Origin of the sequence: Actibacterium sp. 188UL27-1 (assembly GCF_016901225.1) — a bacterium.
GTDB lineage: Bacteria > Pseudomonadota > Alphaproteobacteria > Rhodobacterales > Rhodobacteraceae > 188UL27-1.
Genome location: NZ_JAFEUL010000008.1, coordinates 35,557 through 56,979, shown reverse-complemented (window position 1 = coordinate 56,979; position 21,423 = coordinate 35,557). Strand labels below are relative to the sequence as shown.

The window sequence follows — 21,423 nt, the reverse complement described above, 5'->3', positions numbered from 1 at the left end:
GTGGCAACTGGCCTGTCTGTCAACCACTCATCAAATGACGAGGCTCTGGATGCCAAAGGAAGAATGGGGTGTAAAGCGCCTTTGCCCAACCACTGGTAAGCGGTTTTACGATCTGGGACGGGACCCGATTGTCAGCCCTTACACGGGTGAAGTTGTCACTCTGGATACCGGCACCAAAAGCCGGGTGCAGATCAAGGAGGTCAAGGCCGAGAAGCCTGCCGCCACCGAAGAAGAAGACGTGTTGCTCCCCGATTCCGATGGCGAAGTGCTGGAGGATGACGACGATACGTCGGATGTCGATCTGGCCGATGACGTCTTGGACGAGGATGACGACGACAATGTCTCCCTGGACGAAATCGCCGATGTGCCAGCCGATGACGATGACAGCTGATCAAACGTTTTTCGCTTGATCGCAGCAGCCGCGTTGCGTATGCAGCGCGCTTATGGGGCCTTAGCTCAGTTGGGAGAGCGCTTGCATGGCATGCAAGAGGTCAGGGGTTCGACTCCCCTAGGCTCCACCAAATCCTTTGAACATATTTGTCATGCCTCAGGCCATGGGGTAAAAACCCGGTCAGCGGCGAAGACTGACCCTATCATTCGATGGGCTGATCACCCGGGGCGCCTATTCATGTTCGCGTCTTCAAAGTAGTATTTTCAAGCGGCCCCGGATGCCTCGGCTGATTTTCGCGGCACAACAACGGTTTCGCGGCGACCTCCCCTTTTACTACTGCGGCAAAGGCTTTAGCCTCCCGCATAATTGGGGCTGACCTGAAGGGACCATAAACTCATATGGACGCCGCACTTTCGACCCTCCTCTCCCCCATCATCTTGTTCTTTCTGCTGGGCATGGTCGCGGCTTTGCTGCGCTCTCAAATGACGGTGCCGGAAGCCTTTGCCAAGGGCCTTGCCATTTACCTCATGATGGCAATCGGCCTGAAAGGCGGGGTCGAGATGTCGAAAAACGCCCTGACCTTCGATATCATCGCGATCTTTATCGCAGGTATCGCCTTATCCTTCGTGATCCCGGCCATTGCGTTTTACCTGCTGCGCGCCAGCACAAAGCTCGACACGACCGATGCCGCCGCAGCAGCAGCCCATTACGGATCGATCTCCATTGTCACCTTCGTTGCCGCGACCGAAGCGGTCCGCCTCAGCGGATTTGAAAGCTCCGGCCACCTGGTCGCCCTCGCCGCATTGATGGAGACACCGGCGATCATCACCGCACTTTTGCTGGTCCAACGCCAGAACGGCGCGCAGGCCGTGGCCGGGGCCGAACGGGGTGAATTGGTCCGGGAGGTGCTGCTCAATGCCTCCGTCGTGGTCCTTGTCGGCGCGCTTATCATCGGCTGGATCGTGGGAGAGGACGGCAATGCCAAGATCGCGCCCTTCTTCGTCAGCCCGTTCCAAGGGGTGCTTTGCCTGTTCCTGCTCGATATGGGCCTGTCCGCGGGGCGCGGCCTGCGCCAGGGCTGGCGGCAACTCGATGCCGGGACCATCGCGTTTGGTCTCTACATGCCGCTGATCTCTGCCCTATTGGCCACGTTGACCTGCGCGATCCTGAATGTCGGCACGGGGGATGCGGCGCTATTTATCACGCTGGCTGCCTCGGCCTCCTATATCGCTGTGCCCGCCGCGATGCGCTTGGCGCTGCCAAAGGCGCGGCCTTCAGTTTACCTTACCCTATCGCTGGGCATCACCTTCCCCTTCAACGTGACCCTCGGCATTCCGATCTACACTTTCCTCGCCAGCTTGGTCACATGAGGACGCCATGAATACCAAACATCGGATCGAGCTGATTATCGAACGTATGGCCTATAAACGGGCCTGCCGCATATTCGAGGCCGAAGGCGCCATGGGCTACACTGTTTTACCCGCCATGGCCGGGTTCGGCAACGGCAATCGCTGGCAACGCGACACCGATATTTCGGGCAGCCGCGACATGGTGGTGATCATCTCGATCAATGACCAGGGCACCGCCGAAAAGGTCCTCGACAAGCTGCGCACCCTGCTTGACGAACATATCGGCGTTGTCAGCGTGTCCACGGTCGAAGTCCTGCGACCTGAACGGTTCTGAACCGATGATCCGCGCTCTCAACCTCTTTCTGATCACGGGCTTGGCCATATGGTTTTTCTGGCCTGTCCAAGCCGCTGACAAACGCATCCTTTTTATCGGCAATTCCTACACATTTGGCGGTAACGTACCTGAACAGGTCCGCCGGATCGCCGCCTCTGCCACACCACCCGTCCGATATGAGGTCCAGATGGTGGCGCAGGCCAACTACATGCTGACCGATCACCTTGCCGAAGGCATTGCCCAGCGCCAGATCGCAGCTGGCGGATGGGACACGGTCGTGCTTCAGGATGCCAGCATGATGTCGTTCAGCGCCGATGGCCGGGATCAAATGGTGCTCTCCGCGACGCCGTTGGCGCAGGCAGCCCGCGCCGTAAAGGCCAAGGTGGCCTATTTCGCCCATTGGCCGCCAGACACCCCCTATCATCCCAGTTTTCCCAAATCCGGCGCGGTGACCCAGATCGAACAGACCTATGACCGGCTTGCCCAGGCCACGGATGGCACCGTGATCCGCGCTGGCGCCGTCTGGGCCCATGCCTGGGCAGAGGGACAACAGGGGCTGTACGCCGCCGATCAGCACCATTCCAGCGTCAAGGGGGCCTATGCTGCCGCCTTGGCTGTAGCGCAGCATTTGGGTGATATCGATTTGGACACCGTGACTTGGTCACCCCGCGCGGTGGAGGAACACGAGGCCGCAGCATTGCGCAAGGCGGCCCTGACCCTCGCCGCACCGTAATCCATGCGATCCCCGGAACGTTGAGAAAGCCTTGGCCCAACGTGCATAATCGTATGCATGGTTTCTGTATGGAATATGCATGGTTTCTGCATGAGGTTTCCCGTGCAAACCCAAGGGCTTGACCCCGTTCTGCACAGAATCTGCGAAAACCCTGCACAAGAGCTTGTCTTTGCCCTTTCGCGCAACTCCCCTATGCTCGGTTTGGGGCGAAGGAGAGGGATACCATGACCGAGCCAAAGCTAAGCCGCGCGGATGCCCAGGGGCTGCGCCATGCCAAGGAACTTGAGGGGCATATAAGCATCCTCGACAGTTTCACCGGCACGGCGCTTGGGGTTTTGGCAACGGCATCAGGGATTTACACCTATCTTGGCGTCTCGTCCCTACTGGATGACAATGGTGCGCTCAGTTTTTTTGCGGCCTTCGCGTATTCCCTGGCTGTATCCGTGGGGATCTTTGTCTTCTGGTCGTATCTCTTGCGTCTGTTGCCCGCCGTGCGCACGGCGGCTGCGCGGATCGGATTACTTTTGTCCATGGCGTTGGGATCATTGGCAATTATCGCCATGTCCAGCTGGCTCAACGCTGCCGCCTTGGCCGGGGCCGCCGCCGTTGAACAGCACTTGGCCAAGACGGTGCAGGATTATCAGGGCTCCCTCGAACGCGCCCACACCATCGCCATTTCGGCCCAAAGCCTGGAACGCGACGTGGCCCGCGTCCGCCAGAGTTTCAACGATTTGAGTGAGCAGGAGGCAACAGGCAACCTGTCCGGCATTGCCGGGCGTGGGGCTGTTTTCCGCGTGCTGCGCCAGAAGTCTGAGGAGTTACAAGGGCTTGAAAGTCAGATCGCCAGCCAGACACCCTTGGTCGATGCCGCCTTTGTTCAAGGTAACCAGATTCTGAGCCGGATGCGGGCGCTCACGGTCGAGACGGGCTCCGTTGAAACGCGCTCCGTCGAATTCTCCGAAGAGGCCGTCAGATTGGCCGGGATTATCACCCAGCTGCGTCAGCTTTCTGTCGCCCCTTTGGTCGAGCGCGCCGCCCAGGATCTGTCGGCCTCCGTGGTCCTGCCAGAGCTTGACGGGCGCACTGCCGAGGTGCGCGATGGACAACAGGCTGCCATCTCTTCGGTCCTCGGGGTGTTGGCGCAACGTGCTGAAACGCTTGAGAAAGCCGCCAGCGCGGTCCTCGCCATGGCACCTCCGTCAGAAACGACCTACACCCCTATCTCAACTGCCGATGCGGTCATTCTTTATGCCGAAAACTTCGTGCCGTCCTGGGCTGGGGCCATCGCCATCGATCTGCTGCCCGCCGTTTTGGTCTTCATCCTGATGGTCATTCAGGGGGCCATCCGCGCGGGCCGCGAACCGGTCGGGATCGAAGACGGGCTGACCCTGGCCGAATTACGTGCCGCCATGCAGGGCCTGCGCGAGGTCGAGGAGGCCATGGACCGCCAGTCCGAGCGCGTGGCACCAAAGGAAGAAGAAATTCCCGCACCACACCCGGTTGAGGCGCCCACCCCCCTGCCAACAAAGGCAAAGAGTTGATGGTGCTCAGCGCCCGGTTCGCCCTGCGCAGTCTGCTTTTCGTCCAGCTTGGAGTCGCGGCCATCCTGTTGGGGCAGGATTTTGCAAAGATCGCACCCTCCATCAGGCTGCCCAGTTTCGCGCCCTCCCCCGACATGCCCATTCGGCCCGGCGACCAGACGCGCCGGTTTGATCCGCGCACCATGCCGCGCCGCCCCGACCTACCCGGCGGCACGCCCATGCCCACCGATATCGACATGCCAGCCCGGCTTTTCTTTGAAGATCAGGGGGATGGCGTGGTTCTTGTCACCGGCACGATCCAACCGGGCGATGCTGACCGCTTTACCGATTGGCTGGCAGAGCAGGATCCCCAGCCCGAAACGCTACAGTTCCATTCCCCCGGGGGATCGGTCGATGACGCACTGGCCATTGGCCGCGCCATCCGCACGACTGAGGTGACCACCCAGATGACCGCCCAGGCCGTCTGCCTCTCCGCCTGCCCCTACATGTTGATGGCGGGTACAGAGCGGCGCGTGGCCCACGGTGCCTGGGTCGGTGTGCACCAACATTATTACGGCGAAAATACTATCTTGCCTGCGTTTCTTGCCGTCGAAGACATTCAGCAAAGCCAAGCCAGGGTCGTCGCCTACCTGGACGAGATGGAGATTGACCTGCGCCTGATGCAGCACGCGCTCAGCACACCCCCATCGGAAATATACCTCTTTGTCGCGAAAGAGCTGTTGGACTACAAAGTGGCCACGGAGATGACCGGCACACCCTGACCTTTGGGAGGTATGACCATGAAGACCTATTTCGCAGCGGCTTTGATCGCGGCCACCGCATGTGCGGGCGTGGCCCAGGCCGATCTGGCAGTTCGCTTCGTGGAAGGTGCGCCCAAGGATCGGTTCGTTCTGGAGAATACGGGTTGCCCCCTTGGTCCGGCGATTGTGACCCTGGACCTGACCTCTAGCGCGGGCGGCTTGATCTTTGACATCACCGCCAGCGGTGCGGGCGTCGAGGTGTTTCAACCCGTGGAGATCCAGCAGGGCGCGGACGCGTTGATCGGGATGACAGTGGTGGGCGACGGGGATCAGATCCTGCAACTGTCTCTCGCTGGATTGGCCGTGGGCCAGAGTGTGACACTCACCACCGATCTGGACGACACAGCACCGCAAAGTGCGCTGGGGCAGATCCGGGTCGCAGGTACAGAGATTGCGGGCAGCGCCGTCCGGGTGTCGACGGCGGGAACGCCCAATGGTACCGGATCTTTCGACGAGACGGCCCAGGCCATCGTTCCTCTGGCCGTTTGCGAATCCTGACCTTTGGGGTTGGGTCCGCAATGACTTGACGCCAGCCGTCGCAATGCGGATCACATAGCATGGATATTCGCCCGCTCACCCCCGCCTATGCCGTCTCGCCCCAGATCGCCGTGACCGACCTGCCGGCCATTTCCGCCGCCGGATACAAGACGGTGCTGTGCAACCGCCCTGATCACGAGATCCCATTGGATTGCCAGGCAACCGCCATCAGGGCGGCTACCGAGCAGCATGGCCTGATCTTTGTGGAGAACCCGGTGATCCATAGTGCGATGACGGAGGAGATCATCGCCCTGCAACGGCAGACCGTTGAAGAAAATGGCCCGGTTCTGGCCTACTGCGCCTCTGGCACGCGGTCCACTGTTGTCTGGATGCTGGGCTACGCCACCGATACCAGCGCAGAGGACCTGCTGGCCGCGGCAACCCGTGGCGGTTACCAGTTGGACCATCTGCGCCCGCATCTGGATGCTCGTTACCAGGGGTAGGCCCGGTTCTTCATTGCGTTTTCAAAGGTTGGGTACGTCGCGCGTACCCGAGCACTGGTTGATGGGCCAGCCTTGCGCATCGGTTGTGGGAAGTGCCTGAAGCCGATCTTGGAGCATTGAGAGCCATCCTCCACAATGCGCCGACGATGTTTTTAGCACGGCAACCGGCTTTGGGCAGTCTTCGAACAAGGTCCCCAGCTTCGGAAAAAGCGCGACGGATGGCTCAGGTGAGGTCGGGCAGGTCTTCCAGCGCCATGGATGACGCTCCCTCGGGCAGATCTGGCAAATCGTCCAGGTCGGCGACTGGATCACCGAAATCAGGGCGGGGTTCCGGCGCTGCAAGGTCGGGCAAGTCGGGTAAATCGGGAAGGTCAGGCATTTGGACATTCGGCGGTGTGGTCTGAAGGTTGAGCGGACCCGAGGGCAGATCATCATCCACCATGGTATGTTGCAGGGCCGGGAAGGCCGGCTCTTCATCGGGGTCGATCAATCGCAAAGCCCGCTGTGACATCGATTGACCCAACCGCGCCGCGCCAAGGATGGCACCATCGCCAGACACAAGTTGGACCCCCCCAAGCGCGCTGATTGGCACCGGTATCAGATCCCCGATATTCAGGTCAGATGCATCGGATATGGGCATGGCAACCCGGTGCAAGACGGCATCAAGGGTCACGGACCCTTCTTCGACCGCGCGGGTCAGGTTGCGTTGCCATTCCTGCTTTTCGGCCGTCCCATCACTCTGCGCGGCCTGGGGTTGTCCGGTGGGAGTGGGGCCTTTGCCATGGGCCAAAAGCGCCAGCGTCGCCGTACTTTCGCGCCCAACGTCACCCAGAGCCGCCGTGATCGAAAAGATGCGATAAACATCCTCTTCCAGCATCAGCCCCAGGGGCCGGATATCGGTCATCATGTTGGAAAAACTGTAGCCGTAGGTCCAGGTCGAATCCGGTGTGACCCGCAAAGGATCCTCAAAGAGGCGCAAGACCCTGTCGATCCAATCCGCCGTCAACGCGGCATCGGTGCGGGTTGCCCGACGCGGATCAGGCGCGTGGGGAGAGACGCTGCCAATGGTCTGCTGTTCGATCAAGGCGGCCAGAAAGCTGGGATCAAGGGTCAGCAATCCCAGGGTTTCGGAAGGACCTTCCAGAACGGCGATCAGTCCCTTTTCCGGCAAACTGTCGAGCAGTTCGGCCAAAGACGCATCCCGCAACTTGCAGGTTGAAACCGCAAGCGGCAGGGTCAGCGCCTTTTCAGAGGCACGGGCCAGGGCACCGGAGAGGGCTTTTTCCGGCGTCAGTTTGGCCTCATCGACCAGACGCGCGGCGGCGGCCTTCCGTTGCAGCACATTTTGCGCCGAGGTCTCGCTCATGGCGGCATCTTCTACTCCGTCGGGACATCCCCGTTTTGGCATAGTCGAGTTGGAAAAAGGTTAACCGCCCGCCGATCAGGCGGCTTGAACAGCACGCATCGGCAACCGGACCCGGAATGCCGCCCCCGACTGGCCGGGCATATAATCGATGGCGCCGCCCAGGCGGCCCATGATCTCCCGGCAGATGGCCAGTCCCAGACCGGCACCACCCGAGGACGCGCTATCGGTCAGCCTGGAAAACTTTTCAAAAATAAGGGCTTGGCTGTCAGATGGAATGCCAGAACCGTTATCCATGAAATCCAACAGGATGTCGTGGTGCAACATGCTGACGCGGATGCGCAAAACAGGCTCGGCCGCGTCGCAATATTTTTGGGCATTGCCGATCAGATTGATGAAAACCTGGGTTAGGCGATCCGTGTCGGTTTCAACGACGATCTGTTCATCGCGTTTGCGACGGTCCAACCGCAAGACAGGCGTGGCAACTTTCACACCGCTGGCCATCACGGCTCGGTCGATCATTTCAGCAATCGTGCCCTGCCCTATATTCAGCGTCACCTGGGCATTTTCCAAGACGCTGAGGTTAAGCAGATCATCCAATAGCCGCGTCAGACGCAAGGTTTCATCATGGATGACAGTCACGAATTGGGTGCGTTCACCATCGGTCAGGCTTTCGTCGCGCAAGATCTCAGAAAAGGACCGGATGGAGGCCATGGGCGTGCGCAGTTCATGGCTGATCTGGCTGAGAAAAGCGTCCTTTTGCACCGACAATGCTGTCAGCTTTTCATTGGCCCTTTGCAACTCCCCCGCCGTGCGACTCAGTTCGGTGGATTTCTGCTCCAAACGTTGGGAATATTCGAGGATCTGCTGAGCTTCGCCTGCCACGCGGATCAAATCCTCGACCAGCGCCTCGGTATTGCCAGCGATCTGACCGACCATGGCATGGGCCGTGGCAGACCCCACCGACCCCGACAGACGACGTTCCAAACGTTCCAAAAATTCAGGGCTGGCATCGGGCAAATACCCTGCGGTTCCCTGGCGTTCGGCCTCTGCCTGAAACAGCGCCTGCGCCTCTGACGGGCCCAGGATGCGTTGCGTCATGATCATCAAATCTTCGGTTTCCACCGTTCCCCTGGCCCAGCCGCGGGTTCCGGCCGTATACGCGAAAACATCCACAAGGCGCGCGGCCTGCAGCCGTTCCAGCGGCGTCGGAAACGTGATGATCGAGATGGCGCAAAAGGCCAGCGTGTTCAGGGCAATGGACCAAAACAACGCGTGAACAAGCGGGTCCATCCCGTCGATACCAAACAGCGCCTGGGGCCGCAGCCAAGACAAACCCCATGGCCCCTCCGTCAGGATCGCAGCCGAGATCACGCCACTCTCCCCAAAGCTGGGCAGGAACAACGCATAGGCCCAGACGGTGAAACCGGTGATCAGGCCAAAGGCCGCGCCCGTCCGGGTGGCTCCCCGCCAGAACAGCCCGCCCAGCAGGATAGGCAGCACCTGGGCCACACCGGCAAAACTGATCAAGCCAATGGCGGCCAACGCCTCTGCCCCGCTGGACAGGCGATAATACAGATAGCCCAGCAGCAGGACCGCGATGATCGTTGTGCGGCGGGAGATCAGGACGACCTTGCGCACATCCCCGGCAATCGTTGCGCCCCCCTTCTGGAACGACAGGTATATCGGCATGACAATATGGTTCGACACCATGGTCGACAGCGCGATGGCAGCGACAATGACCATCGATGTGGCCGATGAAAAGCCCCCCAGAAAGGCGAGCATGGCCAAACCGCCCTGCCCCTCAGACAGCGGTATGCTGAGTACGAACAGATCGGGATTTGCGCCCTGAGGCAACAGATCCAACCCGATGACGGCGATGGGAACCACGAACAGACTCATGAGCAGCAGGTAAAGCGGAAAGGCCCATGAGGCGGTGGCCAGATGCGCCTCATCAGCGTTTTCCACCACCAGCACCTGAAACATGCGCGGCAAGCACAGGATCGCGGCGGCGCTCAGAAAGGTCAGCCCGACCCAGCGCGCGCCCGACAACTCCCAGGTGGCGATCGGCGATGCCTCGATCCGCGCCATGATGTCGGCCGGGCCATCCGCCACACCCCAGACCACAAACACACCTACGGCAATCAGGGCAAGCAACTTGACCACAGCCTCCACGGCGATGGCCATAACGACACCGTGGTGACGCTCATTGGCATCCAGGTTGCGGGTGCCAAACAGGATAGTGAAGAGCGCCAGACCGACAGCCACCCAGAACGCAGTGCCGGACGGATCGGTTGGGGCGAAGCCGCTGCCCGATGGCTGGGTGAACACAGCAAAGGACAGCGTCACCGACTGTAACTGCAGCGCAATGTAGGGCGTGGTGCCCGCCACCGCGATCAGCGTCACGATCACCCCAAGCCCATTGGATTTGCCAAAGCGCGCGGCGATCAGATCGGCAATTGACGTGATGCGCTGGGTCCGTCCGATCCGCACCAGTTTGCGCAGGATCAGCCACCATGCCAACAGAACCAGGGTCGGACCCAGATAAATCGTCAGATATTCCAGCCCCGACCGGGCCGCGTTGCCGACAGCGCCGTAAAACGTCCATGCCGTGCAATAGACCGACAGCGACAGCGTATAGACCAGTGATGACCTCACCCATTCCTGACGACCCTGTTTCGCCCGCCGTTCTGCCGCGAACGCGACCATGAACAATAGCACGACATAGGCCAGACAACTGACGATCAGCAGGTCAAACGACATTGTCAGTGCCAGCCTCGGTATCGGGTTGCGGATCACGCCCGCGGATCGGATCGGACAAACGCCGCGCCAGGATACCGGCCAAGACGATCAGCACAAGCCAGGCCAGGAACAGATAAACCATGCCCCGTGCGCTGCTGATCGGTTTGTCGCCCAGCATCCAAAGGACCGGCAATAGAAACAGTACCGTGCCAAAGGCCGGCATCAACCGGGCGGCATCCATCAGGCGACGGCGGCGATAGATCCCGCGCGAGACATGGGTGGGAAGTTGATCCTCTGTGGACCGTCCACCAGCATCCTCCCCTGCGGCGGACGGTCCCGGCTCAGCGGGCCGAGGTGCCATAGCTACCCCGCAAGTGCCCGCACGGTGGCCAAGATATCGGCATTGGCAAACGGCTTTGTCATAAATGCGCTGGCACCGTAATGCTCTGCCAGTTCCCGATCCTTGACTTGCCCCTTGGCGGTCAGCATCAACACCGGCACATTGCGCGTCTCATCAGTGTCGCGGACTTCCCGAAGGATATCAAAGCCACTGCGCCCCGGCAGCATCGCATCGAGGATCACAACATCCGGCGGCGTCGCCGACAGAATGTCAAATGCCGTCGCACCGTCCGAATGGGATGACACATGCCATCCATCCCGTTGCAGGATGAACCGGATCGCTTCGATGATGTTGGGCTCGTCTTCCACCAGCAGCACACGCTTGCCCATTCGTCCTCCCCTTCACGCGGCGGCATCGCAATTTTTGTGCTTTATCCCACCGTGTCGTGAAACTATCGCCCAGATCTTGCGCCGAGTCAAAATGCATCCGCCAAAATTGATGGCTCTCGTCGGGCTGCGCATTCCGCCCGCGGGCAGATGCGGCACGACGTGCCGATCATGGTGTCAGGTTCCCGCTCCAACACTTTGGGATCAGGCAGAATATCGGCAGGCAAGATCAACATGGCCGCCTTGAGGACCTGCGGCCCGTCAAAACCGCCCGGCTGCGATGGCTGGCAGATGGCATAGGTCAAAAAGCGGCGCGGGGCCCGTTCCGCCATTTCAACTATCAGGCGCACCGGAGCCATGGGGCGGGTCAGCGCCTGGTAAAGCGGCCATAGCGGACAGGCGGCCCCAAACCGCGGCAGGGAAAACCCGGTAATGGGCTTGCGAAAGGTCAGCGTGCCGGAGCCGTCGCAAATCACCAACCCGATCTCGCCCCCCAAAAGCGCCTTGGGCACCGTGGCCAAACGCCGAAAGACCGCAGGAAGGTCGATCCCGAACTGACCGGCCAATGCGGCGGGGTCATAGCCGGTCTGCTTTGCCGCCTCCGCAAAGCTCTGCAATGGCATGTGATCGACATCCAAGAGGTAACGTTTCAGATGCGCCTCGGCGAGGGTTTGACTGGCCGCGCTGCTGAGGTGTTGAAAGCTGCGCACCATGGCGGACGGATCCGGCGGCAATGCCCGCTCCAGGTCAGAAAAGTGAAAATCGTTGGCCTGCAAAAACGCATCGAATTCGTCCTGCGGTGTGGCCCCGGTAACATCGGCGCTGCTGCCCTCATCCAGATACCGTACTAGCGCCTCCGCGCTTTTGGCCAGACGTTCCCCATCATCGTTGAGGTTTCGGTGGAACCGCCCCAACCATTCCGTATCCAGATCCGGCGTTTCGACAAGGATCGCGGCGGTCGATCGAATGGCCGTTACCGTCGACAGAACGTCATGCAGGGATTCCGACAGAAACGGGTCATGGGTCATTCGGTCAAGCAGCGTCTCGACCGTATGTTCCAATGACCGGGACCGTCGGGCCATATCGGCGAGCAACGCCGCCCATCCGGGAAAGCGGCCGACGAATTCCTCCATCCGGGCGGCTTCCTCGGTAGCGGGGGCATGACCATCGGCGGCTTCGCGTAACGTCTCCAATAGGGAGGCCGCCGCCCCCTCGGCCAATACGCTGGTTTCCACCCGCAATTCCCGCGCAATGGAATTCAATAAGCCTCCCCCTATCGGTCGGCGATTGTGTTCAATAAGATTTAAGTAGGAGGGGGATATTCCCACGGATTTAGCCAAATCGGCTTGCTTTTTTCCTAATGCCGTCCGCCGTTGCCGTATTCGGCTTCCTGTCAGGGTAGGTCGTGCCATCGTATAGCCTGCTGATTACACATCGTTTTTTGCGGCGCAGCGAGAAATACTTTACAAGATCCACAGCGGCCCTGCTAAAAAATTTACAAAAAAATGCAGCTTGGGCAAGCGCTTGTTTACATGTTTGCCCTCAATGCGCCCTTATAAACCGGCCCGCGAGGGCTTTGTGCGGCAGGGCAAACAATGCTCGCCATTTTACACAATTGGGAGGATATTCATGTCGAAAAAAATCACACGCCGCGGTGTACTCGCCGTGACGGCGGGAGCCGGCGCTGCGCTGGCAATGCCCACGATCTTTGACGGATCAGTTTGGGCAGATGGTCATTCGGGCTTCACGAACGCACCCCAGGGCGACACGGTCACACTGGGGTTCAACGTCCCGCAAACTGGCCCCTACGCGGATGAAGGTGCCGACGAACTGCGCGCCTATGAACTGGCCGTTGAACACCTCAATGGCGGCGGTGACGGCGGCATGATGTCGACGTTCTCGTCCAAGAAACTGCAGGGCAACGGCATCCTCGGCAAGAAGGTCGAATACGTCACGGGTGACACGCAGACGAAATCCGACGCAGCCCGCGCATCGGCCAAGTCAATGATCGAAAAAGACGGCGCCGTGATGGTCACTGGCGGATCGTCCTCCGGTGTGGCCGTGGCTGTGCAGGCGCTATGCCAGGAGGCTGGCATCATCTTCATGGCCGGTCTGACCCACTCGAATGACACGACCGGCAAGGACAAGCGGGCCAACGGGTTCCGCCACTTCTTTAACAGCTATATGTCAGGCGCTGCCCTGGCACCGGTGCTGGCGGCCAATTACGGTACAGATCGCAAAGCCTACCACCTGACAGCCGACTATAACTGGGGCTACACGACCGAAGAAGCCGTGCGCAGTTCCACCGAAGCCATGGGTTGGGAAACGGTGAATGCGGTCAAAACCCCGCTCGCGTCGACCGATTTTTCATCCTACATCGCGCCGGTGCTGAACTCGGGTGCCGACGTTCTGGTGCTGAACCACTATGGCGGCAACATGGTCAACTCGCTGACCAACGCCGTTCAGTTCGGCCTGCGCGACAAATCGATCAATAACAAGAACTTCGAGATCATCGTGCCGCTTTACTCGCGTCTGATGGCCAAGGGTGCCGGTGCCAATGTCAAAGGTATCTTCGGCTCCACCAACTGGCATTGGTCGCTGCAGGATGAGGGCTCCAAAGCCTTTGTCAAATCCTTCGGCACCAAGTACGGCTTCCCGCCGTCCCAGGCCGCCCATACCTGCTATGTTCAGGCGATGCTCTATGCCGACGCCGTGGAACGTGCCGGATCGTTCAACCCCTGCGCCGTTGTCGAAGCCCTGGAAGGGTTCGAATTTGACGGCATGGGCAATGGTCCGACCCTCTACCGCGCCGAAGATCACCAGTGCTTCAAGGACGTGCTGGTCGTGAAGGGCAAAGAGAACCCGGATTCCGAGTTCGACCTGCTCGAGATTGTGGAAGTGACCCCCGCTGAGAAGGTCACCTATGCCGCCGACCATCCGCAATTTGCGGGCGGCCAGTTGGGCACCTGCAACCCCGGCGCCTAAGCGCACCTTGGGCGGTCCGGAGATCGGGCCGCCCCACCAATACACAACGGAACCAGGCGTGACTGCGCTGGCCCATTTAACGTGGCCGGGCGCTCAGCCCGTTACCGCGGAAAGGGAGGACAATGGACGCTTTCATCCTGCAAATCCTGAACGGGTTGGACAAAGGGTCGGCCTATGCGCTGATCGCCCTGGGGCTGACCCTTATCTTTGGCACGCTCGGGGTCGTGAACTTTGCCCATGGAGCGCTTTTTATGATCGGCGCTTTTGTCGCGGTGACGGTATCGCGCATCCTCTCAATCTCCATGGTGGTCGAGGATCCCACGAAAACCGACTTTCTGGGTAATCCCGCCAAGATTTCCACACCATACGTTGAGGAATGGTTCGGGCCAACGATCGGTGCAGGCATCCTTGATTGGGCCGTCCCCATTTCGATCATCATCGCGATCCCCATCATGATCGTGATTGGCGTGATCATGGAACGCGGGCTGATCCAGCACTTTTACAAGCGCCCCCATGCCGACCAGATCCTGGTGACCTTCGGCCTCGCTATCGTGCTTCAGGAGGTCATCAAGTACTTTTACGGTGCCAATCCAATCCCAACCCCGGCCCCCGCCGCCTTTATCGGATCGTTTGATTTCGGCGCGATGATTGGGTTTGATCCCAACACGATCATCTATCCCTATTGGCGGCTGGTTTATTTTGCCTTTTCAGCCATCATCATCGCGGTCGTCTTTGCCTTCCTGCAATTCACCACCTTTGGTATGGTCGTACGCGCTGGCATGGCCGATCGCGAGACCGTGGGCCTGCTAGGCATCAATATCGATAAGCGGTTCACCATGATGTTCGGCCTCGCCGCCGCTGTGGCAGGGTTGGCCGGGGTCATGTATGCCCCGATTAACTCCCCAAATTACCATATGGGGATGGATTTCCTAGTGCTCAGCTTCATCGTCGTCGTCGTCGGGGGCATGGGCTCCCTGGGGGGCGCGGTCCTGGCCGGGTTCCTGCTGGGGATCCTTGAGAGCTTTGCCTCGATGAGTGCGGTGATCGAGCTGATCCCCGGCATCAACCAGGTGATCATCTACCTGGTGGCCATCATCATTCTGCTGACCCGTCCCCGTGGCCTGTTGGGCCGCAAAGGCGTGATGGAGGACTGAGCCATGCTCGGATTGACACGTAAAGACACAACCATCCTGCTGATCGTCACGGTTCTGGCCTTGGGCGCGCCCTTCCTGCTGAATCCGTTCCCGATCAGCTCTCCCCTAGCGCAGTTCAACGCAGGCTATCCTGACCTGATGCAGCGCTTCGTGATCTTTGGCATCTTCGCCATCGGCTTCAACATCCTGTTCGGGTTGACCGGCTACCTGTCCTTCGGTCACGCGGCCTTCCTGGGTGTCGGCTCCTATGCCGGGGTCTGGATGTTCAAGTTGCTGGGCATGAATGTCATCCCCGCAATCCTGGCATCCATGATCGTGGCCGGTCTCTTCTCGGTCCTGATCGGGTACATCTCGCTCAGACGGTCGGGCATCTACTTCTCGATCCTGACGCTGGCCTTCGCGCAGATGTCGTTTTCGCTCGCCTATTCGGTGCTGACCCCCATCACAGGCGGGGAGACGGGCCTGCAACTGTCGCTCAATGACCCTCGCATCCTAGGCCAAAGCGTGACACCGGATGGCAATATCCCCGTCCCCAGCCTCTTCGGTCTTGAAATGGGAGAGAATACCCGGCTGGTCATCAGCAACTGGGTATTCACCTTCAATGTCGGCTACTATTTCTGCGCCGTCATCCTGATCCTGGCCTTTTACCTGTCGATCCGGATTTTCCGGTCGCCCTTTGGTCTGATGCTGCGGGCGATCAAAACCAACCAGACCCGCCTGAATTATACGGGCCTGAACCCCAAACCCTACACGCTGGCGGCCTTCGTCATTTCAGGCATGTATGCCGGTCTGGCCGGCGGCCTGATGGTTGCCATGGACCCGCTGGCCGGGGCCGAGCGGATGTTCTGGACCGCCTCGGGCGAGGTCGTTTTGATGGCCATCCTTGGCGGTGCGGGCACCCTGATCGGCCCGATCTTGGGCGCAGGCTTCATCAAATACATGGAAAACATTGTCTCCAAGATCAACGAAACGATCCTGCATAACTGGTTTGCCTTCCTGCCTGACGGGCTTGAGGATATCGTGGTGTCGATGGTCTATCCCTTCATCGGCAAGGGCTGGCATCTGACCCTCGGCATTCTATTCATGCTCGTCGTGATCTTCCTGCCCGGCGGTCTGGTCGAAGGGGGACAGCGCATTGGCCGCATCTTCCGCCGCAAGAAAAAGAAAGAGACCGGCGACGGCTCCGGTGCCACCACCGTCAACCCCGCTGAATAAGGAAAACAGATCATGGGTATCCTTGAAGTCAAAGGTGTGGGCAAACGGTTCGGTGGCCTCCAGGCGCTGGGTGACGTCAACCTTTCCGTCGCCGAACGTTCCGTCCACGCCATCATCGGCCCCAATGGCGCGGGCAAATCCACACTACTGAACTGCCTGGTGGGCAAGCTGATCCCCGATACCGGCTCTGTCCTCTTTGATGGGCAGTCGGTGCTGGGCCGCTCCCCGCACGAGATCAACCAGATGGGCATCAGCCGCGTGTTTCAAACGCCTGAAATCTTTGGCGACCTGACCGTTATGGAAAACATGATGATCCCGTGTTTCGCCAAGCGCGACGGCGCGTTTGAAATGAACGCTATCGCGTCCGTCCTCAGCCAACGCGACATCGCCGCCAAGGCCGAAGAGATGCTGGTCGAAATGAACATGGCCGACAAACGTGACATGCACGCTTCCGCCATGTCACGCGGGGATAAGCGGCGGCTAGAGATCGGCATGTGCCTGGCACAGGAACCGCGCCTGTTGCTGCTCGATGAACCGACTGCCGGGATGGCGCGCGCCGATACCAACAACACCATCGACCTGCTCAAACAGATCCAGGATGAACGCCATATCACCATCGCCATCATCGAACATGATATGCATGTGGTGTTTTCCCTGGCCGAACGCATCACCGTCCTGGCCCAGGGCACGCCCCTGGTCGAAGACACGCCGGACAATATCAAGGGCCACCCCAAAGTGCGCGAAGCCTATCTGGGCGAAAGCACCGCAGCCGCCTAAGGAGCGCATCAGATGAACGTCAAACCCGACTTCTCGAAAAACGCCAACAAGGCCGCCACCGCCCCCGCCTTCTTCTCGGTCTGGGACATGCACGCCTATTATGGCGAAAGTTACATCGTGCAGGGCGTCAGCTTTAACGTCCATGAAGGTGAAATCCTGGCGCTGCTGGGTCGCAATGGCGCGGGCAAGACCTCGACCCTGCGGGCGTTGGCCCGCGTTGGCTCACCAATGGTGACCCATGGGGAAATCTGGCTGGATCACCAGCCGCTCCACACCATGGCCTCCCATGAAGCCGCAACCGCTGGACTGGCGCTGGTGCCGGAGGATCGCCGCATCATCCAGGGCCTCACGGTCGAGGAGAATCTGAAACTCGCACAGATCGCCCCGCCCATCGGCTGGTCCATCGAACGGGTTTACGACTTGTTCCCCCGCCTCGGCGAACGCCGCAAGCAAGAGGGCACGACCCTGTCGGGCGGCGAACAACAGATGCTTGCCATCGCGCGGGCCCTGTGCCGCGACATCAAGGTGTTGCTGCTTGACGAACCCTACGAAGGCCTCGCACCCGTCATCGTGGACGAGATCGAAAAGACCCTGATCACTATCAAGGAATTGGGGATCACCACCATTATTGTTGAGCAAAACGCCGTCCGCGCCCTGGAACTGGCCGATCGATCGGTCATCCTTGATACGGGCGGCATCGTCTTTGACGGTACCGCCGCCGAGGTCCTGCAGAACGACGAATTGCGCGCTGAATACCTCGCGATCTGACGCGGGGGTGGCGCGGCACTTACGCCTATTGCACAATTGACGTACCAAACCCCATGGGCGACCAGCCCATGGTCACAGCAGGGAGGCCGACATGCTCGATTCAGACGAAAAAACCTATGCACCATCGCCAGAATTCGCCGCAACGGCCCATGCCGATGCGGCCCGCTATGATCAGATGTATGCCGCATCGGTTGCGGATCCCGCGGCGTTCTGGGGCGAACAGGGCCAGCGCATCGATTGGATCAAACCCTATGCCACGGTCAAGAACACCTCCTTCGCGCCTGGCAATGTCGCGATAAAATGGTTTGAGGACGGCACCCTGAACGTCGCGGCCAATTGCATCGACCGCCACCTCGCCACCCGCGGTGAGCAAACCGCCATCATCTGGGAACCCGACGACCCGTCCGAGGCCGCCAAACACATCACTTACAGACAGCTCCATGCAGAGACCTGCAAGATGGCCAACATCCTTGAGGATCTGGGCGTCCGCAAGGGGGACCGCGTCGTCCTCTATCTGCCCATGATCCCCGAAGCCGCCTATGCGATGCTGGCTTGCGCGCGGATCGGGGCGATCCATTCCATCGTCTTTGCCGGCTTCTCACCCGATGCACTGGGGGCCCGGATCAATGGCTGCGATGCAAAGGTCGTGATCACAGCCGATTTCGCCCCGCGCGGTGGCCGCTCCACACCATTGAAATCCAACACCGACGCGGCCCTGCTCCATGTCGTCCACGATTGCAAATGCCTGGTCGTTCGCCGCACCGGCGCCCAGACCACCTGGGTCGATGGCCGCGACTTTGACTACAGCGAAATGGCGCTGGAGGCGTCCGACGTCTCTGCACCCGTCGAAATGGCGGCCGAGGATCCGCTGTTCATCCTTTACACGTCTGGATCCACGGGGCAGCCCAAAGGCGTGGTCCACACCACGGGCGGCTACATCGTCTATGCAGCCATGACCCATCAATATGTCTTTGATTACCATGAAGGGGATATTTTCTGGTGTACCGCCGATGTCGGCTGGGTCACCGGGCACAGCTATATCGTCTATGGACCGCTCGCCAATGGCGCCACGACGATCATGTTCGAAGGGGTGCCCACCTATCCCGATGCGGGCCGGTTCTGGGCTGTCTGCGAAAAACACAAGGTGAACCAGTTCTACACGGCGCCCACCGCCATCCGCGCCCTGATGGCCCATGGCGATGAACCGGTCGAAAAATATGACCTGAGCGACCTCAAAGTCCTGGGCACGGTGGGCGAACCGATCAACCCCGAGGCATGGAACTGGTACAATGACGTCATCGGCAAGGGAAACTGCCCCATCGTCGATACCTGGTGGCAGACGGAGACAGGCGGTCACCTGCTGACCCCCCTGCCTGGCGCCACGGCGACCAAGCCCGGCTCGGCCACGCGGCCCTTCTTTGGGATCACGCCCGTCATTCTGGATCCGCAAACCGGGGAAGAAATCACCGACACCGCCGCCGAAGGTGTTCTTTGCATGAAAGACAGCTGGCCTGCTCAGATGCGCACCGTCTGGGGAGATCATGACCGGTTCGAGAAGACCTATTTCTCAGACTACAAGGGGTATTACTTCACCGGGGATGGCTGCCGCCGCGATGCGGATGGCGATTACTGGATCACGGGCCGGGTGGACGATGTGATTAACGTCTCGGGCCACAGGATGGGCACGGCAGAGGTGGAATCCGCCCTGGTCGCCCATCCCAAGGTCGCCGAAGCCGCCGTTGTCGGTTACCCCCACGACATCAAGGGCCAGGGCATCTACGCCTATGTCACCCTGATGAACGGCGAAGACCCGTCCGAAGATCTGCGCAAAGAGCTGGAAAAATGGGTCCGGACCGAGATCGGCCCCATCGCCAAACCCGACCTGATCCAATGGGCACCCGGCCTGCCCAAGACCCGTTCGGGCAAGATCATGCGCCGCATCCTGCGCAAGATCGCAGAAGATGACTACAGTGCGCTTGGTGACACCTCCACCCTTGCCGATCCATCGGTGGTCGATGACTTGATTGAGAACCGGATGAACCGCGGCTAACACGTCTCACGTGGCTGCAGTTGTTAAAATGGCGGCCTCGCGGGGCCGCCATTTTCATGACGAAAGGACTGTACCATGACCGCACGGATGGACTGGCAACAATGGGTCCGGTTCAACCCGCCGCGCAGATTGTCGGTATTGACGTCGAACAAGTTGCTGATCCCGGACTATGAAGGGTTCTACATCTTCACAGACCGTCCCGGGCCACTCAAACCCGGTAATGTCCTCTATGTCGGCGAAACCGGGATGCGAGGTGGGATCCGCGCCCGAATGGGCACCTATCTGATCCCCGACCCCAAGCAGACGAAAACATCGCATAAAGGCGCCCTGTTCATCCTCGCCACCCGGCTCAAGCAAGGCGATGATACTCTGTGGCTCCGCTGGGCCGGTATTGAGATTGACCGCCAGACCCGCCAACAGATCGAAACGGCCATGATCCAGCACTATCGCGGCGCCTTCAACTCGCGCCAAACCGGAGCCTCAACCTCATTTGACACGTTCTGAAACGAGATGGGCCGCCCAAAGGCGACCCATCTCGTCATAAGCCAGGTCAGGCTCAGTATCTGCCACGACGGGGAAACCGGCGGAACGTTTTCTGGTAGCGCTCCATGAAGGTCAGGCGCGGTTTCGCGTGATCCAGCCTATGGGTCAGCGGCAGAAGATAGCTGGCAGTCATAAGGTTCATGTATCGTTCCCTTCGATAAAGTATTTGCGTCTAGCATTGTCATCAATCTGTTACATATAGCATAATTTGCCATCCTGAGAATGGATCCCATATCAATTTCCATGACAAAATTGCGCATTTATCAGTTATTTTGTTAGGATTTTAGAGGTTTGCATTAAGATTTTCTTCAGAACTCCCGGCTATGTCCCTTCTCGGGTGGGGGCTTCTTGTACACGGTACATGGAGTTTTTTATGCTGACCTTGTCCACCTTGACCGGCCCAAACACGGCTCAATCGCAACCTCAGAAATCGGCCAATCAGCCGGCTGAGCCCTCGCAGAAACAGACATCCAACACCTCCGGTTCGGATCAACCGGCTGCAGCGGCGGCATCTCCAAACAGTTCAGGCACCGTTGCCGCCCAAACGGCAAATGGCACCCGTCCGGTCGACCCAGCAACCAAAGCTCAGGCGACCGACCCGGCCCCCCAGGACAAACCTGCAGGCGGTCCAGTTACATCGCCACCCTCCTCAGAGGTGACACTCGATCAGGTCCGGAGTGAGGCCGAGGCCGCCCGCAACCACGCGGTGACCCAGTCTTTGATTGAAAGCATCAATCAGCCCACATCAAAATCGGCAAGTGAGGCTCTGTTTGACGCCGACCAGACCCGAACCCAGTCGATCGAAGATGGCGTCGCCGTCACCCGGCAAATCGCTGACAAGGCCGAGCCAGAGGTCGACGTGACCCGTTAACCTTGAATGCCCCGCAGAAGCTGGCAGAGCCGTTCTGCGGGGTTAAGGTTCGGTCAACGATTGTTGGGCAGACTTTAACCTATCTTACCAATTCATGATCA

22 protein-coding genes and 1 tRNA gene are annotated in these 21,423 nt (G+C 59.8%); 17 read left to right on the top strand and 6 right to left on the bottom strand.

Going from position 1 to position 21,423, the window contains the following annotated elements:
* The first annotated feature begins 49 nt into the window (after window positions 1-49).
* The 9 genes from IU397_RS12180 to IU397_RS12140 all read left to right on the top strand — a co-directional run bounded on the left by IU397_RS12180 (window position 50) and on the right by IU397_RS12140 (window position 6,128).
* The gene (locus IU397_RS12180) at window positions 50-391 is read left to right on the top strand and encodes a TIGR02300 family protein (RefSeq protein ID WP_204414154.1); all 342 of its coding nucleotides are present in this window, start codon (window positions 50-52) and stop codon (window positions 389-391) included.
* 54 nt (window positions 392-445) lie between these two features.
* Window positions 446-521 (top strand) — tRNA-Ala (locus IU397_RS12175).
* A gap of 268 nt (window positions 522-789) precedes the next feature.
* On the top strand, window positions 790-1,761 hold the full coding sequence (locus IU397_RS12170; RefSeq protein WP_204413893.1) for a sodium-dependent bicarbonate transport family permease: 972 nt from the start codon (window positions 790-792) through the stop codon (window positions 1,759-1,761).
* 7 nt (window positions 1,762-1,768) lie between these two features.
* Window positions 1,769-2,074 carry a DUF190 domain-containing protein gene (locus tag IU397_RS12165; RefSeq protein WP_204413891.1) on the top strand — a complete coding sequence of 102 codons (306 nt, stop codon included), beginning with the start codon at window positions 1,769-1,771 and terminating at the stop codon, window positions 2,072-2,074.
* Between the two features lie 4 nt (window positions 2,075-2,078).
* Window positions 2,079-2,807: a hypothetical protein gene (locus IU397_RS12160; RefSeq protein ID WP_204413889.1), complete on the top strand. Its 729-nt coding sequence runs from the start codon at window positions 2,079-2,081 to the stop codon at window positions 2,805-2,807.
* A gap of 224 nt (window positions 2,808-3,031) precedes the next feature.
* Complete coding sequence (locus IU397_RS12155) at window positions 3,032-4,348, top strand: hypothetical protein (RefSeq protein WP_239479761.1); 1,317 nt, start codon at window positions 3,032-3,034, stop codon at window positions 4,346-4,348.
* On the top strand, window positions 4,348-5,109 hold the full coding sequence (locus tag IU397_RS12150) for an ATP-dependent Clp protease proteolytic subunit (RefSeq protein ID WP_204413886.1): 762 nt from the start codon (window positions 4,348-4,350) through the stop codon (window positions 5,107-5,109). The genes IU397_RS12155 and IU397_RS12150 overlap by 1 nt, the downstream gene beginning before the upstream one ends.
* An 18-nt stretch (window positions 5,110-5,127) precedes the next feature.
* Window positions 5,128-5,646 carry a hypothetical protein gene (locus IU397_RS12145; RefSeq protein ID WP_204413885.1) on the top strand — a complete coding sequence of 173 codons (519 nt, stop codon included), beginning with the start codon at window positions 5,128-5,130 and terminating at the stop codon, window positions 5,644-5,646.
* 59 nt (window positions 5,647-5,705) lie between these two features.
* Window positions 5,706-6,128, top strand: a complete 423-nt coding sequence (locus IU397_RS12140; protein WP_204413884.1) for a TIGR01244 family sulfur transferase — start codon at window positions 5,706-5,708, stop codon at window positions 6,126-6,128.
* Window positions 6,129-6,351: 223 nt separating this feature from the next.
* Here the strand turns inward: IU397_RS12140 and IU397_RS12135 are convergent, their stop codons facing one another.
* The 5 genes from IU397_RS12135 to IU397_RS12115 all read right to left on the bottom strand — a co-directional run bounded on the left by IU397_RS12135 (window position 6,352) and on the right by IU397_RS12115 (window position 12,371).
* The gene (locus IU397_RS12135) at window positions 6,352-7,494 is read right to left on the bottom strand and encodes a flagellar motor switch protein FliM (RefSeq protein ID WP_204413880.1); all 1,143 of its coding nucleotides are present in this window, start codon (window positions 7,492-7,494) and stop codon (window positions 6,352-6,354) included.
* 75 nt (window positions 7,495-7,569) lie between these two features.
* The gene (locus tag IU397_RS12130) at window positions 7,570-10,254 is read right to left on the bottom strand and encodes a sensor histidine kinase (RefSeq protein WP_204413874.1); all 2,685 of its coding nucleotides are present in this window, start codon (window positions 10,252-10,254) and stop codon (window positions 7,570-7,572) included.
* A complete protein-coding gene (locus tag IU397_RS12125) occupies window positions 10,244-10,594 on the bottom strand; it encodes a hypothetical protein (protein WP_239479760.1) in 351 nt (116 codons plus the stop codon). The genes IU397_RS12130 and IU397_RS12125 overlap by 11 nt, the downstream gene beginning before the upstream one ends.
* Window positions 10,595-10,596: 2 nt before the next feature.
* Complete coding sequence (locus IU397_RS12120) at window positions 10,597-10,962, bottom strand: response regulator transcription factor (protein ID WP_204413873.1); 366 nt, start codon at window positions 10,960-10,962, stop codon at window positions 10,597-10,599.
* An 86-nt stretch (window positions 10,963-11,048) separates the two neighbouring features.
* Complete coding sequence (locus IU397_RS12115) at window positions 11,049-12,371, bottom strand: helix-turn-helix transcriptional regulator (RefSeq protein ID WP_204413872.1); 1,323 nt, start codon at window positions 12,369-12,371, stop codon at window positions 11,049-11,051.
* A gap of 217 nt (window positions 12,372-12,588) precedes the next feature.
* On the opposite strand from IU397_RS12115, the gene IU397_RS12110 reads away from it, so the two are divergent.
* The 7 genes from IU397_RS12110 to IU397_RS12080 all read left to right on the top strand — a co-directional run bounded on the left by IU397_RS12110 (window position 12,589) and on the right by IU397_RS12080 (window position 20,412).
* Window positions 12,589-13,944, top strand: coding sequence for a substrate-binding protein (locus tag IU397_RS12110; RefSeq protein WP_204413871.1), 1,356 nt, complete (start codon window positions 12,589-12,591; stop codon window positions 13,942-13,944).
* 122 nt (window positions 13,945-14,066) lie between these two features.
* The gene (locus IU397_RS12105) at window positions 14,067-15,098 is read left to right on the top strand and encodes a branched-chain amino acid ABC transporter permease (protein WP_204413870.1); all 1,032 of its coding nucleotides are present in this window, start codon (window positions 14,067-14,069) and stop codon (window positions 15,096-15,098) included.
* A gap of 3 nt (window positions 15,099-15,101) precedes the next feature.
* The gene (locus IU397_RS12100) at window positions 15,102-16,313 is read left to right on the top strand and encodes a branched-chain amino acid ABC transporter permease (RefSeq protein WP_204413868.1); all 1,212 of its coding nucleotides are present in this window, start codon (window positions 15,102-15,104) and stop codon (window positions 16,311-16,313) included.
* A gap of 12 nt (window positions 16,314-16,325) precedes the next feature.
* Window positions 16,326-17,090, top strand: coding sequence for an ABC transporter ATP-binding protein (locus IU397_RS12095; protein WP_204413867.1), 765 nt, complete (start codon window positions 16,326-16,328; stop codon window positions 17,088-17,090).
* 12 nt (window positions 17,091-17,102) lie between these two features.
* On the top strand, window positions 17,103-17,858 hold the full coding sequence (locus tag IU397_RS12090; RefSeq protein ID WP_204413866.1) for an ABC transporter ATP-binding protein: 756 nt from the start codon (window positions 17,103-17,105) through the stop codon (window positions 17,856-17,858).
* A gap of 91 nt (window positions 17,859-17,949) precedes the next feature.
* A complete protein-coding gene (gene acs, locus IU397_RS12085) occupies window positions 17,950-19,908 on the top strand; it encodes an acetate--CoA ligase (protein WP_204413865.1) in 1,959 nt (652 codons plus the stop codon).
* A gap of 75 nt (window positions 19,909-19,983) precedes the next feature.
* Complete coding sequence (locus IU397_RS12080) at window positions 19,984-20,412, top strand: hypothetical protein (RefSeq protein WP_204413863.1); 429 nt, start codon at window positions 19,984-19,986, stop codon at window positions 20,410-20,412.
* 52 nt (window positions 20,413-20,464) lie between these two features.
* Here IU397_RS12080 and IU397_RS23625 read toward each other — a convergent pair whose 3' ends face one another.
* The gene (locus IU397_RS23625) at window positions 20,465-20,593 is read right to left on the bottom strand and encodes a hypothetical protein (protein WP_255569801.1); all 129 of its coding nucleotides are present in this window, start codon (window positions 20,591-20,593) and stop codon (window positions 20,465-20,467) included.
* A gap of 231 nt (window positions 20,594-20,824) precedes the next feature.
* Between IU397_RS23625 and IU397_RS12075 the strand changes: the two genes are divergently transcribed.
* Entirely contained in the window at window positions 20,825-21,322 is a 498-nt protein-coding gene (locus IU397_RS12075) for a hypothetical protein (protein WP_204413861.1), read from the top strand.
* The last annotated feature ends 101 nt before the right edge of the window (window positions 21,323-21,423 follow it).

What these genes read in the sequence shown, in the direction of transcription:
- IU397_RS12180 (WP_204414154.1), top strand. Translation starts at nt 50, where the DNA reads ATGCCAAAGGAAGAATGGGGTGTAAAGCGCCTTTGCCCAACCACTGGT.
- IU397_RS12170 (WP_204413893.1), top strand. Translation starts at nt 790, where the DNA reads ATGGACGCCGCACTTTCGACCCTCCTCTCCCCCATCATCTTGTTCTTT.
- IU397_RS12165 (WP_204413891.1), top strand. Translation starts at nt 1,769, where the DNA reads ATGAATACCAAACATCGGATCGAGCTGATTATCGAACGTATGGCCTAT.
- IU397_RS12160 (WP_204413889.1), top strand. Translation starts at nt 2,079, where the DNA reads ATGATCCGCGCTCTCAACCTCTTTCTGATCACGGGCTTGGCCATATGG.
- IU397_RS12155 (WP_239479761.1), top strand. Translation starts at nt 3,032, where the DNA reads ATGACCGAGCCAAAGCTAAGCCGCGCGGATGCCCAGGGGCTGCGCCAT.
- IU397_RS12150 (WP_204413886.1), top strand. Translation starts at nt 4,348, where the DNA reads ATGGTGCTCAGCGCCCGGTTCGCCCTGCGCAGTCTGCTTTTCGTCCAG.
- IU397_RS12145 (WP_204413885.1), top strand. Translation starts at nt 5,128, where the DNA reads ATGAAGACCTATTTCGCAGCGGCTTTGATCGCGGCCACCGCATGTGCG.
- IU397_RS12140 (WP_204413884.1), top strand. Translation starts at nt 5,706, where the DNA reads ATGGATATTCGCCCGCTCACCCCCGCCTATGCCGTCTCGCCCCAGATC.
- IU397_RS12135 (WP_204413880.1), bottom strand. Translation starts at nt 7,494, where the DNA reads ATGAGCGAGACCTCGGCGCAAAATGTGCTGCAACGGAAGGCCGCCGCC.
- IU397_RS12130 (WP_204413874.1), bottom strand. Translation starts at nt 10,254, where the DNA reads ATGTCGTTTGACCTGCTGATCGTCAGTTGTCTGGCCTATGTCGTGCTA.
- IU397_RS12125 (WP_239479760.1), bottom strand. Translation starts at nt 10,594, where the DNA reads ATGGCACCTCGGCCCGCTGAGCCGGGACCGTCCGCCGCAGGGGAGGAT.
- IU397_RS12120 (WP_204413873.1), bottom strand. Translation starts at nt 10,962, where the DNA reads ATGGGCAAGCGTGTGCTGCTGGTGGAAGACGAGCCCAACATCATCGAA.
- IU397_RS12115 (WP_204413872.1), bottom strand. Translation starts at nt 12,371, where the DNA reads ATGGCACGACCTACCCTGACAGGAAGCCGAATACGGCAACGGCGGACG.
- IU397_RS12110 (WP_204413871.1), top strand. Translation starts at nt 12,589, where the DNA reads ATGTCGAAAAAAATCACACGCCGCGGTGTACTCGCCGTGACGGCGGGA.
- IU397_RS12105 (WP_204413870.1), top strand. Translation starts at nt 14,067, where the DNA reads ATGGACGCTTTCATCCTGCAAATCCTGAACGGGTTGGACAAAGGGTCG.
- IU397_RS12100 (WP_204413868.1), top strand. Translation starts at nt 15,102, where the DNA reads ATGCTCGGATTGACACGTAAAGACACAACCATCCTGCTGATCGTCACG.
- IU397_RS12095 (WP_204413867.1), top strand. Translation starts at nt 16,326, where the DNA reads ATGGGTATCCTTGAAGTCAAAGGTGTGGGCAAACGGTTCGGTGGCCTC.
- IU397_RS12090 (WP_204413866.1), top strand. Translation starts at nt 17,103, where the DNA reads ATGAACGTCAAACCCGACTTCTCGAAAAACGCCAACAAGGCCGCCACC.
- acs (WP_204413865.1), top strand. Translation starts at nt 17,950, where the DNA reads ATGCTCGATTCAGACGAAAAAACCTATGCACCATCGCCAGAATTCGCC.
- IU397_RS12080 (WP_204413863.1), top strand. Translation starts at nt 19,984, where the DNA reads ATGACCGCACGGATGGACTGGCAACAATGGGTCCGGTTCAACCCGCCG.
- IU397_RS23625 (WP_255569801.1), bottom strand. Translation starts at nt 20,593, where the DNA reads ATGAACCTTATGACTGCCAGCTATCTTCTGCCGCTGACCCATAGGCTG.
- IU397_RS12075 (WP_204413861.1), top strand. Translation starts at nt 20,825, where the DNA reads ATGCTGACCTTGTCCACCTTGACCGGCCCAAACACGGCTCAATCGCAA.